At 68.2% G+C, this 12689-nt stretch carries 11 protein-coding genes; 4 read left to right on the forward strand and 7 right to left on the reverse strand.

Translation table 11 applies throughout. The features are described 5' to 3' along the window. The first annotated feature begins 140 nt into the window (after positions 1-140). A complete protein-coding gene (locus ACFWUU_RS15320) occupies positions 141-1475 on the forward strand; it encodes a dihydrolipoyl dehydrogenase family protein (protein ID WP_380176072.1) in 1335 nt (444 codons plus the stop codon). A gap of 6 nt (positions 1476-1481) precedes the next feature. Here ACFWUU_RS15320 and ACFWUU_RS15325 read toward each other — a convergent pair whose 3' ends face one another. Continuing rightward, positions 1482-1994 (reverse strand): DUF5134 domain-containing protein, encoded by a 513-nt coding sequence (locus ACFWUU_RS15325; RefSeq protein WP_137255169.1) that lies wholly within the window; start codon positions 1992-1994, stop codon positions 1482-1484. 113 nt (positions 1995-2107) lie between these two features. Here ACFWUU_RS15325 and ACFWUU_RS15330 point away from each other — a divergent pair, with 113 nt between their 5' ends. Further along, positions 2108-4081 (forward strand): cytochrome c oxidase assembly protein, encoded by a 1974-nt coding sequence (locus ACFWUU_RS15330; protein ID WP_380176074.1) that lies wholly within the window; start codon positions 2108-2110, stop codon positions 4079-4081. A 47-nt stretch (positions 4082-4128) separates the two neighbouring features. After that, positions 4129-6264: a heavy metal translocating P-type ATPase gene (locus ACFWUU_RS15335; protein WP_380176855.1), complete on the forward strand. Its 2136-nt coding sequence runs from the start codon at positions 4129-4131 to the stop codon at positions 6262-6264. Between the two features lie 4 nt (positions 6265-6268). On the opposite strand, the gene ACFWUU_RS15340 is transcribed toward ACFWUU_RS15335, so the two are convergent. After that, positions 6269-7234, reverse strand: a complete 966-nt coding sequence (locus ACFWUU_RS15340) for a heavy-metal-associated domain-containing protein (protein ID WP_380176076.1) — start codon at positions 7232-7234, stop codon at positions 6269-6271. A gap of 315 nt (positions 7235-7549) precedes the next feature. Here ACFWUU_RS15340 and ACFWUU_RS15345 point away from each other — a divergent pair, with 315 nt between their 5' ends. Next, positions 7550-8812 carry a GAF domain-containing protein gene (locus ACFWUU_RS15345; RefSeq protein ID WP_380176078.1) on the forward strand — a complete coding sequence of 421 codons (1263 nt, stop codon included), beginning with the start codon at positions 7550-7552 and terminating at the stop codon, positions 8810-8812. Here the strand turns inward: ACFWUU_RS15345 and dhaK are convergent. The 5 genes from dhaK to ACFWUU_RS15370 form a co-directional block, all read right to left on the reverse strand. Further along, positions 8777-9772: a dihydroxyacetone kinase subunit DhaK gene (gene dhaK, locus ACFWUU_RS15350; RefSeq protein WP_380176080.1), complete on the reverse strand. Its 996-nt coding sequence runs from the start codon at positions 9770-9772 to the stop codon at positions 8777-8779. The genes ACFWUU_RS15345 and dhaK overlap by 36 nt on opposite strands. After that, on the reverse strand, positions 9769-10413 hold the full coding sequence (gene dhaL / locus ACFWUU_RS15355) for a dihydroxyacetone kinase subunit DhaL (RefSeq protein ID WP_137255165.1): 645 nt from the start codon (positions 10411-10413) through the stop codon (positions 9769-9771). The genes dhaK and dhaL overlap by 4 nt, the downstream gene beginning before the upstream one ends. Further along, positions 10410-11198 carry an HAD-IA family hydrolase gene (locus ACFWUU_RS15360; RefSeq protein WP_380176082.1) on the reverse strand — a complete coding sequence of 263 codons (789 nt, stop codon included), beginning with the start codon at positions 11196-11198 and terminating at the stop codon, positions 10410-10412. The genes dhaL and ACFWUU_RS15360 overlap by 4 nt, the downstream gene beginning before the upstream one ends. Continuing rightward, positions 11195-12052 carry a ketose-bisphosphate aldolase gene (locus ACFWUU_RS15365; RefSeq protein WP_380176084.1) on the reverse strand — a complete coding sequence of 286 codons (858 nt, stop codon included), beginning with the start codon at positions 12050-12052 and terminating at the stop codon, positions 11195-11197. The genes ACFWUU_RS15360 and ACFWUU_RS15365 overlap by 4 nt, the downstream gene beginning before the upstream one ends. A gap of 66 nt (positions 12053-12118) precedes the next feature. Beyond that, positions 12119-12679 (reverse strand): DJ-1/PfpI family protein, encoded by a 561-nt coding sequence (locus ACFWUU_RS15370; RefSeq protein ID WP_137255162.1) that lies wholly within the window; start codon positions 12677-12679, stop codon positions 12119-12121. Positions 12680-12689: the final 10 nt, after the last annotated feature.

A 12689-nucleotide genomic window follows, 5' to 3' on the forward strand; every position in this document is an offset into this window, starting at 1 on the left:
GCTCCACGATCCGGCCGGCGGACCGGGTCGCGCCACCGTGGTGGTCCCTGGTCGCGCGAGACCAGGGACACTCCCTGGCCCGGGCGACGCATGGGCAGCGCGACTCTGGATCCGCCGGTTCGAAGGGAGCCCGAAAGCTGATGAGTGAGTACGACGTGATCGTCCTCGGAGCCGGTGCTCCGGGTGAACACTGTGCGGCGGCGCTGACCAAGGGCGGTGCGAAGGTCGCCGTCGTCGAGCGCGAACTGCTCGGTGGCGAGTGCTCCTACTGGGCCTGCATCCCGTCCAAGACCCTGCTGCGACCCGGCGAGGCGCTGGCCGAGGCTCTCGACGCGCCCGGCGCGCGGGAGGCGGTGACCGGTGCGCTCGACACCCGCGCGGCACTGGGCTGGCGCGACTTCATGGTGTCGAACTACGACGACGCCGGCGCGGTGTCGTGGGCGAAGAGCGTCGGCCTCGAGGTGCTGCGGGGTCACGGCCGCCTCGCGGGTCCGCACACCGTCGCGGTGGACGACCGGACGCATACCGCCGAGAACATCGTGATCGCCTGCGGCGCGGATCCGGTGATTCCGCCCGTTCCGGGACTGCGTGAGCTGCCCGGCATTTGGACGAACCGGGACGTGACCGGGCTGGTCGACGTACCGGACCGGCTGCTCGTTCTCGGCGGCGGCGCGACCGGTGTCGAGATGAGTCAGGCGCTGGCGCGGATGGGCTCGAGTGTGACGCTGATCGAGCGCGACGACCACCTCATGCCTCGTGAACCGCGAGCGGTCGGTGAGGCGATCGCGGTAGCGCTGACGGCCGACAAGGTCGACGTACGGACGGGCACGTCCGCGGAGCGGGTTCGCCTCGACGGGTCGACGTACGTGATCGAACTCGGCGACGGGACCCAGGTCGTGGGCGACCGCGTCCTGGTGGCGACCGGCCGCCGGCCGCGGGTCGACAACATCGGGCTGGAGACCGTCGGCATCATCGCGAATCCCCGCGGCATCGCGGTCGACGACAAGCTGTCGGCCGGTCCGAACCTGTGGGCGATCGGCGACGTCACGGGCCTGTGGCAGCTGACCCACGTCGGCGAGTACCAGGGCCGGGTTGCCGCGAGCAACATTCTCGGCAAGCCCCGTACTGCGGACTACCGGGCGGTGCCGCGCGTCGTGTACAGCTACCCGCAGGCCGCGTCGGTGGGTGACGCCGACGGACCGTACACCGCGACGATCCAGCTGTCCGGCGTACCGCGCACGGCGACGTACCTGCGCTCGTACGACACCCAGCCCGGCTTCCTCACCCTCGTCTCCGACGGAACCGTCATCACCGGCGCCTACGCGGTCGGCCCCGAGGCCGGCGAATGGCTCCAGCAAGCAACCCTCGCCATCCGCGCCCGGATCCCCATCCCCGTCCTGCTCGACGTCATCCAGCCGTTCCCCACCTTCTCGGAAGCCCTGCTCCAAGCCCTCCGCGAGCTGGCCAACGAGTGAGGGACCTCAGAGCGCCGGGGTCATCAGGGCGAGCATGGTCGCCATGCCGGCGCAGGAGAGGCCGTGGCAGCCGCAGAGGGCTCGGTGGCCGGGAGTCCGGGCGGCGTGGATGAGCCACCAGCCGGCAGTGATCACCAGGAGTCCAACGGCTGACCAGCTCAGCATCGTCGTCCACGCGTCGCCGGACATGAGGCGAGGCATCGCCGCGAGCATCCAGACCATGCCGAGATTCATGCCGGCGTGAGCCATCGCGCCGGCCCGCTCGGCGATGGAGTCCAAGCCGGACAGCTGGTAGAAGAACACGACCGCCAGCCCGCTGAAGACCGCCATCTGCGCCCACTGGCCGGTCGCGGCCATCGGCCACCACAGCATCACCAGCATGGCCGGGCTCATCAGGGCATGGCTGACGTCGACGACGGTCTCGATCCCCTGCCAGCGCCGCGTGCTCAGCCGCCAAACGCCGTACAGACCTGTCGCAGCGAAGACCGCGGTCAGGACAATCGTCCAGGCTCCAGTCACCACGCCCCTCTAACTCCAGTCGTCGCAAAGAAGTTCCACTCCTGGGAACTGTTCCCACAACTCGCTCGTATTCACCAGTTGGGGGTCGTGGCAACCAATCGATCAGGAGTGACGTGGGTACGACGCGCCACCGGCGGTGGCTGATCTGGCACGTCGTCCTGCTGGGCGTACTCGTGATCGCAGCAGCGCTGGTCACCACCGCACGCATGGGCTCGGCGAGCTACCTGCCGATCGCGCGGGACTACCCCGGCCAGGCGACCGGGCTCATCACCACCTTCGTCCGCGCGGTGGCCGACCTCTCCTCGCTCGTGACCGTCGGTGCGCTCGCGTCGGCGGTCGTCGCGGGTAAGGCGCGGCCAGTACGGGAGTCGGGTTCGCGGCGGCAGTTGGAGATCGCCGAGTGGTTCGAGCCGATTGTCGTACGGCGGGCTGCCGCCGTCTGGGTGATCAGCTCCGGCCTGCTGATCGCGTTCGACTCGGCCGACTCGAACGGCTTGTCGCTCGGCAAGATCGCCAGCCCGAACGCGCTCTGGTTCGCGATGTTCTCCGGTGATTTCGGGCGCGCCTGGATGATCACCTGCCTGGCCGCGATCGTGGTGCTCGTGACGAGCCTGATGACCGTGCGCTGGGTCGCGTACCTGATCGCACTCTGGGCCGCCCTCGCCGGCTCACTCGCCCCGGTCGTCGTCGGCCAGGTCCTGGTCGGTCCGCGCCACGACTTCGCCGGCGACTCGGCCGTCTACCAGACCGTCGCCGCGCAACTCCTCCTCGGCCTGGCCGTCGTCCAAACCCTGAGGCTCGCGACCGGCCGCCGAAACCGTGTCCTGGACCGCACTCACTGGCGGGGCATCGCGATCGTCGGGGCCGCGGTCCTCATCGGGACCGAGGTCGTCCTGCTCTGGTTCAAGATGGCCGGCTCCTCCCCGATCGACTCGGCCACCGGCCGGCTCACGCTCATCCGGTTGGCGGCGCTGGGACTGGTTGCCGTCGGCCTGTACTCCGTTGCCCGCAGCAAACTGCCTCTCGGCGCGGTCCTCCTCACCACCGGTACGGCCGCCTTCGTTGCCTGCGGCATCGCGATGACCCGGATTCCACCGCCGCAGTTCTTCGTGCCGACGTCGATCAGCCAGATCTTCTTCGGCTTCGACCTCAACAAGCCGCCCGCGTTCGCGACGCTGGTGGGCCAGTGGCGTCCCAACCTCCTGTTCGTGACCGCCGCCGTCGCAGCCATCACCACCTATCTCGCCGGCGTCATCAGGCTTCGTCGCCGCCGCGAACCGTGGCCGCTCGGTCGCACGATCGCCTGGACCGTCGGCTGGGTTCTGATCGTCGTGGTGACCAGCTCCGGCCTCGGGAAGTACTCCGGCCCGAGCTTCGCCGTCCACATGGCGATGCACATGGCACTGAGCATGCTGATCCCCATCCCACTCGTCCTCGGCGGACCGCTCACACTCGCGCTCAAGGCCCTGCCCACCGCGGCCAAGGACGCACAGCCCGGGCCGCACGAGTGGATCGTCGCCGTACTGCACTCCCGGCCGCTCAAGGCGCTCTATCATCCGTTGCTTGTCTTCGGCATCTACATCGGCTCGTACTACGGCCTGTACTTCACCAACGCCTTCGGCACCCTGATGAAGTTCCATTGGGCGCACCAACTGATGAACGCCCACTTCCTGCTGGTGGGCTGTCTGTACTTCGGTCTCGTGATCGGAGTCGACCAGACACCGCGGAAGCTCCCGTCGCTGGCGAAGCTCGGGTTCCTGTTCGCGGCGATGCCGTTCCATGCGTTCTTCGGAGTCATCCTGATGTCCGACGGCGCGATCATCGGCGACTCGTTCTACCAGCACCTCGAGCTGCCGTGGAAGGTCGACCTCGCCGCAACGCAGCACACCGCCGGCGGCATCGCGTGGGCCGGTGGCGAGATCCCGCTGCTGATCGTTGTCGTCGTACTGGCGCTGCAGTGGGCCGTCCAGGACGGAAAGCTTGCCAAGCGCATCGATCGCCATCTCGACAGCGGACTCGACGATTCGTACGACGCCTACAATGCGATGCTCGAACGCCTTGCCGACCGTACGAAGGAGAGCCGGTGACGCTCACCTCGACCGAGACGAACTCCGTCGAACTGCTGGTCGGCGGGATGACGTGTGCGGCCTGCGCCAACCGGGTCGAGCGGGCGCTGAACAAGCTCGACGGGGTCACGGCGAGCGTGAACTACGCGACTGAGCGCGCGATCGTCACCGGGGTCGGGCCGGATCTCGCCGATCGTGCGGCCAGTGCGGTCGACAAGGCCGGGTACGACGCGACCGTGCGCGATCCCGAGTCCGCGGACGAGCTTGCGGAGCAGCTGACGATCAAGCGTGTGACGGCGCTGCGGCGTCGGTTGATCGTGGCGATCCTGCTGGCGATTCCGCTGATGGACGCGACGATCGTGCTGGCCGCCGTGCCGTCGATTCGGTTCCCTGGGTGGGAGATCGTCTCGCTGCTCGTTGCGCTGCCGGTTGTGACGTGGGCGGCGTACCCGTTCCATCGGGCGACGATCCGGAACCTGCGGCATCGTGCGGTGAGTATGGACACGCTGGTGTCGCTGGGGATTGCGGTGTCGTTCGGGTGGGCGGCGGTATCGGTGTTGTTGCGTGGGGCATCGAATACCGGGGCGCTGTATCTCGATGTCGCGGCGGGGATGACTGTGTTCCAGCTCGCGGGACGGTACTTCGAGACGCGGTCGCGGCGGCGGGCTGCAGATGTGTTCGGTGCGCTGAGTCGGTTGGCTACGCCGACGGCTCGGGTGTTGCGGGAGGGCGCGGAGGTCGACGTACCGACTGGGGAGGTCGTCAAGGGCGAGGTCGTCATCGTCAAGGCCGGTGAGATCGTGCCGGTGGATGGGACTGTGCTGGAGGGGGCGGCAGCTGTTGATACGAGCGTTGTTACCGGTGAGCCGTTGCCGCGGAGCGTTCGGGTCGGTGATTCGGTGATCGGCGGGACGATCAGCACGGATGGCCGGTTGGTGGTGACTGCGACGGCGGTCGGTGCGCATACGCAGCTCGCGCAGATGGCGGCCGTGGCTGAGCAGGCGCAGGAGCGGAAGGCTCGTATTCAGCACACGGTCGACCGGATCATCGTGTGGTTCGTTCCGGCGGTCATCGCTCTCGCGATCGCTGTGACGGTCGGGTGGATGGTGTCCGGAGCGCCGTTCCAGCAGGCGATCGGGACGGGGATCGCGGTGCTTGTCATCGCCTGCCCGTGCGCCCTCGGGCTCGCAACCCCAACCGCCCTGATGGTCGGCATCGGCCGCGGCGCCACCCTCGGCATCCTCATCAAAGGCCAGGACGCCCTCGAGGCCAGCGGCGTCATCGACACCATCGTCCTGGACAAAACCGGAACCCTCACCACCGGCGAACTCGTGGTCGAGGACATCGACCCCGACCTCCTCCGCTACGTCGTCTCGGTCGAACAAAACTCCGAACACCCCATAGCCCGAGCCGTAGAACGCCGAGCCGAAGCCGACGGCATCAAACCCGACCCAGTAACCAACTTCGAAGTCCACCCCGGCCAAGGCGCAGTCGGCGTAGTAGCCGGCCACCGCGTAGTCGTAGGAAACACGACCTTCCTAGCAGCAGAGGGCATCACCACCCCAGCCGAACCCACCCCAAGCGTCGCGGGTGCGGCGGGGTCGGTTGTTTATGTGGGGATTGATGGGCGGGCGGCGGGGTCGTTCAGGGTGGCGGATCGGTTGCGGCCGACGGCGGGGGCCGCGGTTGAGGCGCTCCGTGGGCAGGGGCTTTGGACTGTTCTTCTCACCGGGGACAGTGAAGTGGTTGCTCGGGCGGTGGCGGGTGAGTTGGGGATTGAGGATGTTCGGGCGGGGGTGCTGCCTGCCGACAAGGCGGCGATGATCGAGCAGCTGCGGGGTGAGGGGCGGCGGGTGGCGATGGTTGGGGATGGGATTAATGATGCTGCGGCGCTGGCGACGGCCGATCTTGGGCTGGCGGTTGTCAGTGGGACTGATATCGCGCTCAAGTCGGCGGACATCATCCTCGTGCGGGAGGACCTTCGCGTGATCCCGGATGCGATCGCCCTGGCGCGCCGTACCCGGCAGACCATTCATCGCAACCTGATCTGGGCGTTCGGCTACAACGTCGCCGCCGTGCCGATCGCCGCCGCGGGACTGCTCAACCCGGTGATCGCCGCCGCGGCGATGAGCCTCTCGTCGTTGTTCGTCACCTACAACAGCCTCCGCCTCCGCGACTTCGGCACCGAACCCGACGCCGACTAGGACCTCACCGCGGTACGACGGTGTACCCGCGCCCCCGGATCGCCTCGAAGCTCTGCGCGCGAACCTCCTCCGACGGGAACGCCGCGACGACCTCCTTCGTGTCCAGGTCGATCCCCGCGACCCGAACCCCGAGCGCCTCCAGCACCCCGGTGATCGTGTTCGTACAGTGCGAGCACGTCATATCCGGAACCTCGAAAACCTCGTTCACACCGGTCTCCTCAATCTCCACCAACTCGAGCAACTGAACGAACGTCTCCACGAACGTGTCCACCACCCCCGGCAGCAACCGGACCCCGTCCACGGACATGTTGGCCAGGCACCGCGGCTGCTCCCCCGCCGGCAACAACGCGTACTGCCGCGAGATCTCCCCCAGCAGTACGTCGTACTTCCGCAACGCCTCCTCGACCGTCAGCCCCTCCTCGACCGTTGCCCGGCGCAACGTCTCGTGCGCGTCCGCGATCGCGGTCTGCTTCATCTCCCGCAGTACGTCGACCGTCTCCGCCGCGTACCGCACGGTCCCGCCGCCGACCGTCACCAGCCGCACCGGGATCAACCCGCGCCGGAACGTCGACGACTGCAGCCCCCAGAACCACGTGTTCGCCACCACCGAGAAGATCCCCGAGTCCCGCAACCCCCGCGCAAACTCCCCCGCACTCCGGTACGGCGTCTGATCCGCAAGGTAAGCGTGCTGCACCAACGCCCGCGACGTCGTATCGATCCCCACCCGCAGGATCTCGACCGGATCCTTGTCCGTCGTCGTCGCGTCCATCACCGCGCGCTCGTCGTCGCTCAGCGGCACACCATCCCGAGCAGCGAGCGCCCGCCACATGACCAGCGTCGCCTCCCGCGCCACCACCGGCACGACAGCCCCGAGCGGACCACAATGAGCAACATTCGCGACCCCACCACTGTCCCGCCAACTCACCTTCGAGGCAGCGGTCGCCACCAGCGCTGGCGGACACGGCCGCATCCGACGCTCCACATACTCCGACTGCGGCGCAGTCAGCCGACGGTCAAGCAGCTCAACCTCGCACGAAAGCCGCCGAGCCCCACCAAGACTCACCTGTGAGAACGCCGCAGAACCCGCGGCTCCCAGCACCCGAGCCGCGGCCGCGCGGTCATAACGGCCACCCGGCAGTCCCGCCATCCGCGACCTCCCCGGCGACCCGTCACCCACGCGTTCCCAGTTTAGGAACCAACCCCGGCCCACGCGGTTACACCGCGTGTCGGACCGCGGTCGCTGCGGGTCTGGACTTTCGCCGCCCTGGGCAGTTGTCTAGGAAAGGTGGAATCCATCGATCGATGGCTGCACCGACGACACGAAGAGTTCGTCGAAGATGGGGAGAAACAGCCCGTACGCGGGCTCGTCGCGGCCTCTTGGGACCGCTCGGTCGCCGCCGGCCTCCGCGCTGACACGGCCGCACCGTTTGCCTTCCAAGCCAACGAACTGGCCACCTACCGAGCCGAGCACCCGCTCTCGGCAGTCTTCCCGATGCTGTACGACGTCCTGGGCCGAGCAGCCGTCGACAGCGACTGCGTGATGGCGGTCGGCGACAGCGGCGGACGCCTGCTCTGGGTCTGCGGCCGACCCGACGTACTGCGTGCCGCCGACGGCATCCACTTCAGCGAAGGTGCCTGGTGGGCGGAGCAACAGGTCGGAACCAACGCTCTCGGTACGTCGCTCGAGGTCACCGCGCCCGTCCAGATCCGATCCGCCGAACACTTCACCGTCCTCGTCCAGCCCTGGTCCTGCGCCGCGGCCCCGATCTACGACCCGGACACGCAGCGCGTCCTCGGCGTCGTCGACATCACCGGCGGCGCCGACGCCAGCTCACCCCAATCACTAGCCCTCGTCCGGGCCGCCGCCCGGATGGCCGAGGCGGAGCTCGGCCGCCTCACCATCCTCCGCAAACTCACAGGTGACACCGGCCACCGCGTCCGCATCTCAGCGCTCGGCCGCCCGGACGCCGAGATCCGCGTCGACGACCGCGACCTACGCCTGAGTCGCCGCCACAGCGACATCGTCGTACTGCTGGCCGAGCACCCCGAGGGACTTACCGCCGAAGAACTCTCCGACGCCCTGTACGGCGAAGCCGACCACCGCTCCTCGCTCCGCGGCGAGATGACCCGCCTCCGCGCCCTCCTCGGCGCGGACGTCCTCGACTCCCGGCCCTACAGGTTCCGACGCGACATCGCCGCCGACTGGCTCGAGACCGCCGACGACCTCGACTCCCACCTGCTCTCAGCGGCACTCCGTCGCTACGCCGGTCCGCTCCTCCCGCAGTCCGACGCACCGGCAGTCGTCGCCGTACGGAACCGGCTCGAGAACCGCATGCGCGCCGACGTACTGCGGACCCACGACGTCGATCTCGTCGTCGCGTGGACCCGCTCGTACGCCGGTGTGAACGACCTCAGCGCCTGGGAGCACCAGCTGACCCTGCTCTCGCCGACCTCCCCGCTGTGGCCGTCGACCCAGTCCGAAGTACGCCGGTTGCGCGCGGACTACGGGCTCTCAGAACACGCGAATCGCGATCTCCGCGGGCGCTGACAACAGGCCGTCGATCTCGTCGTCGAGCTTGACCAGCGTGACCGACGCCCCGGCCATGTCGAGCGAGGTGCAGTACTCGCCGACGTAGTTGCGCCGTACGTTGATGCCCTGGTCGGTGAGCACCTTGTGCGCGCGGCCATAGAGCAGGTACAGCTCGCTGATCGGCGTACCGCCGAGCCCGTTGATCATCAGCGCGACGTTGTCACCGGACTCGTACGGAAGGTCGGAGCGGACCGCTTCGAGCATCTGGTCGATGATGTCCTTCGCCGAGGCGAGCGGCTCGCGGCTGCGGCCCGGCTCGCCGTGGATACCGACACCCATCTCCATCTCGTCCGGCCCGAGGTCGAACAGCGGGGAGCCCTTGGCCGGCGGCGTACACGCGGTCAGCGCCATCCCCATCGTGCGGGTGACCGAGTTGACCTTCTCGCCGATCCGGACCAGTTCGTCCAGGTCCGCGCCCTGCTCGGAGGCCGCACCGACCGCCTTCATGACGAAGAAGTTGCCCGCGACACCACGCCGGCCGACCGTGTACGTCGAGTCCTTCACCGCGACGTCGTCGTCGATGATCAGCGTCTTCACGTTCAGCCCGTCCGCGGCACTGAGCTCCTGCGACATGTCGAACGCCATCCGGTCGCCGGTGTAGTTGTTCACCAGGAGCAACACACCCTTCTGCGACGCGAGCAGCTTGGTGGTCTCGTACACGTAGTCCATCGGCGGCGCGGCGAACACATCACCGGGACAGGCCGCGTCGAGCATGCCCTTGCCCACTGTCATCACGTGCGCCGGCTCGTGCCCGGAGCCGGAGCCCTGGATGATCGAGACCTTGTCGTCCCGCGGCGCGTCCGTGCGCATGATCAGGTTGTACTCCGGGACGTACTTCAAGGTCTCGGGATTCGCCAGTGCGATGCCCTGCAGCATCTCCGGCACGTAGTTCTTGGGATCGTTGACGAACTTCTTCATCCGGACTCCCTCCCCTTCCAGTTCTGTGCGATCTGCTCCATCAGTACGGCGACGGCGGTGGCCCCGGCGTCGACCGAGCCCCGGCTGCGTTCACCGGTGTAGGCGGCCCGGCCGCGCTTGGCGACCAGGTCGACCGTCGCGTCGGCGGCCGTCCGGGCCGCTACGGCGGCCCGATCCACGACCTCGTCGCTGCTCACCCCGGCCGCGAGCGCCTCCTCGATGGCATCCGTCATCGGGACCAGCGCATCGAGCAGAGTCTTCTCGCCGAGCGACGCGCCGCCGCGGGCCATGATCCCGGCGATCGCCGCCCGCAGCATCGCGACGACGGCGGCACCGTCGAGGGTCGTGGTCGCGCCGGCCGTCATCCCGGCACGCAGGAATCCCGTGCCCCAGATCGGTCCGGACGTGCCGCCGATCCGGGACGTCACCAGCATCCCGACCTTCTTGAAGAACGTTCCGATGTCGGTGCGGTCCAGCTCGCCGTACTGGGCCTGGAGTTTCTCGAAACCGCGAGCCAGCGAGTACCCGAAGTCGCCGTCGCCGACGACCGAGTCGAGGTCACCGAAGTACTTCTCGTTGGCGAGGCAGGTTTCGATGATCGTGGTCATCACCAGGTCGACATCGCTCCAGCTGTCACTCATGTATGCCCTCCTTTGCGACCGGCCAGTTCGGCGAGCTCGGTCAGCGTGAGCGCGCCGACGGGGCCGATGTTCCAGGGGTCCGCCAGTACTTCGAGCTGCTCGCCGCCGGGATCGCCCAGGCTGGAGACGACCAGTGCCGCTCCGGTGAAGTCCTCGTCGCGGGTGTAGCCCGACACGGTCACGACCGTGGACAGCCCGGCACCGCTTGCCGCGAGCAGACCGTTGCTCGAGTCCTCGATGACGAGCGTGTGATCCGGCACCAGGGCGAGCTGGTGGACGGCCAGCTCATACACCGCCGGGTCCGGCTTCTTCCGCGGTACGACGTCCCCGGCGAACACCGGCACCCGCGCCGCGACCTCCGCCCCGACCGCTCCGGTCAGCACGGCACGTACCGACGGCTCGGCCGAGGTCGACGCGACGGCAACCGTCCAGCCCGCGCGCAGCGCCTCGGTGATGATCCGCCGTACGCCGGGACGCGGCGGAACGACTCCGGCGGCGATGAGGTCCGTGAAGGTCTTGGTCTTGTACTGATGCCAGGCCGCGATGACCTGCGCACGTTCCTCGTCCGTCGACGGCGAACCGGCCGCTTTCACCACGTCGGGATCGTCGAGCAACGTGGCCAGACGTTCCTTGCCGCCACCGATCTTCAGCAGCTGACCGTAGTCCTCGACCGACCAGCGCACCGGCAGACCGAAATGCTCGAACGTCGCGTTGAACGCCGGCAGGTGACCGTCGCGTTCGGTGTCGCCGAGCACACCGTCACAGTCGAAGATGAGTGCGGTCATGCGTGACCGCCGCTTCCGAAGATCTCGATGTACTCGACGGCCATCGCCTTCACCGCGGCGTGGATGTTCCGGAACAACGTTGGCGGGTCCCACTTGTCCTTCGCCCGCGCCTCCTCGAGATGCTCGAGCGACGACTGCATGTACGCGACCTTGAGCGCCGTCGAGATGTTCACCTTCGCGCAGCCGCGGCCGATCAGGTCCCGGAACTGCTCCGGCGTCAGCCCGGATCCGCCGTGCAGCGCCATCGGGATCCCGGTCGCGGCCACCAGGTCGGTGATCCGCTGCGAATCCAGCTCCGGTGTCGACCGGTAGATGCCGTGCGCGTTGCCGATCGCGGGGGCGAACACGTCGACCCCGGTCGTCTCCACGAAGCGAGTGGCAACCGCCAAGGATTGACGTTCCGACTCGGTGTCGGACCCAACTCCGTCCTCGACCCCCGTGATGCCTTCGATCTCGCCTTCCACATGCGCGCCGTACTTGCGGGCCTCGGCGACCACCTCGACGGTCTGCCGCTGGTTCTCCTCGACCGGGAGCGCGGAGGCGTCGAACAGGACCGAGTTCCAGCCGGCCGCGAGGCAGGAGCTGATCACCTCGCGGTCCGGACAATGATCAAGGTGCAACGCGACCGGCACGGGCTCAGGCCCGACGGTCGCGTCGAACATCGCCTTCAGTACGTCGCGCCCGACCGATTTCACGGTCTTCACCGACGTCTGCACGATCAACGGCGAGTGCAGCTCCACGGCCGCGTCGACGACGGCTCGCAGGCTCAACTCGTCGACGATGTTGATCGCGGGAACGGCGTACCCCTTGGCCAAGGCCTCGTCGACGAGTTCCTTCAACGGTGCAACCGGCATGCTCACTCCTCCCGGTGGCTCCGTCCAGCCTGCCTCTCCGAACGCTGCAGAAAGGCTGCAACCGCGCTACGCCGGCGCGTGCTCCTTCAGGATCGCCATGAACGCGCGCATCCAGGTCGGGTGGTCCGGCCACGCGCGACCCGAGACCACGTTGCCGTCGACGACCGCGTCACCGTCGACCCACTCGGCTCCCCCGGCGGTGATGTCCGGTGCGAGCGCCGGGTACGCCGATGTCTTCCGGCCGTTCAGCACACCGGCGGCGGCCGGGATCAGCGGTCCGTGGCACAGCTGCGCGACAGGCTTCGACTCGCCGTAGAAGTGCTTCACGATCCGCTGCACGTCGGCGTCGTTCCGGATGTACTCCGGGGCGCGGCCGCCCGGGATCACGACCGCGACGTAGTCAGCGGGATCCACGTTCGCGAATGCGACATCCGCCTGCCAGGTGTGGCCGAGCTTCTCGGTGTACGTGTCGAAACCGTCCACGAAGTCGTGCACCACGAACTGCAGTTTCTTCACCTCGGGCGCGGCGATGTCGACGTCGTACCCCTCCTCCAGCAACCGCTGATAGGGGTAGAACACCTCCAGGTCCTCCGCGGCGTCACCGGTAAGAATCAGTACCTTCGCCATCAGGCCACTC

The organism is Kribbella sp. NPDC058693 (assembly GCF_042715335.1).
GTDB lineage: Bacteria > Actinomycetota > Actinomycetes > Propionibacteriales > Kribbellaceae > Kribbella > Kribbella jiaozuonensis.

Coding starts and splice junctions, on each gene's coding strand:
- ACFWUU_RS15340 (WP_380176076.1), bottom strand. CDS start 7,234: ATGCGGCCGTGTCCGCCAGCGCTGGTGGCGACCGCTGCCTCGAAGGTG.
- dhaL (WP_137255165.1), bottom strand. CDS start 10,413: ATGAGTGACAGCTGGAGCGATGTCGACCTGGTGATGACCACGATCATC.
- ACFWUU_RS15365 (WP_380176084.1), bottom strand. CDS start 12,052: ATGCCGGTTGCACCGTTGAAGGAACTCGTCGACGAGGCCTTGGCCAAG.
- ACFWUU_RS15320 (WP_380176072.1), top strand. CDS start 141: ATGAGTGAGTACGACGTGATCGTCCTCGGAGCCGGTGCTCCGGGTGAA.
- ACFWUU_RS15335 (WP_380176855.1), top strand. CDS start 4,129: ATGACGTGTGCGGCCTGCGCCAACCGGGTCGAGCGGGCGCTGAACAAG.
- ACFWUU_RS15370 (WP_137255162.1), bottom strand. CDS start 12,679: ATGGCGAAGGTACTGATTCTTACCGGTGACGCCGCGGAGGACCTGGAG.
- dhaK (WP_380176080.1), bottom strand. CDS start 9,772: ATGAAGAAGTTCGTCAACGATCCCAAGAACTACGTGCCGGAGATGCTG.
- ACFWUU_RS15360 (WP_380176082.1), bottom strand. CDS start 11,198: ATGACCGCACTCATCTTCGACTGTGACGGTGTGCTCGGCGACACCGAA.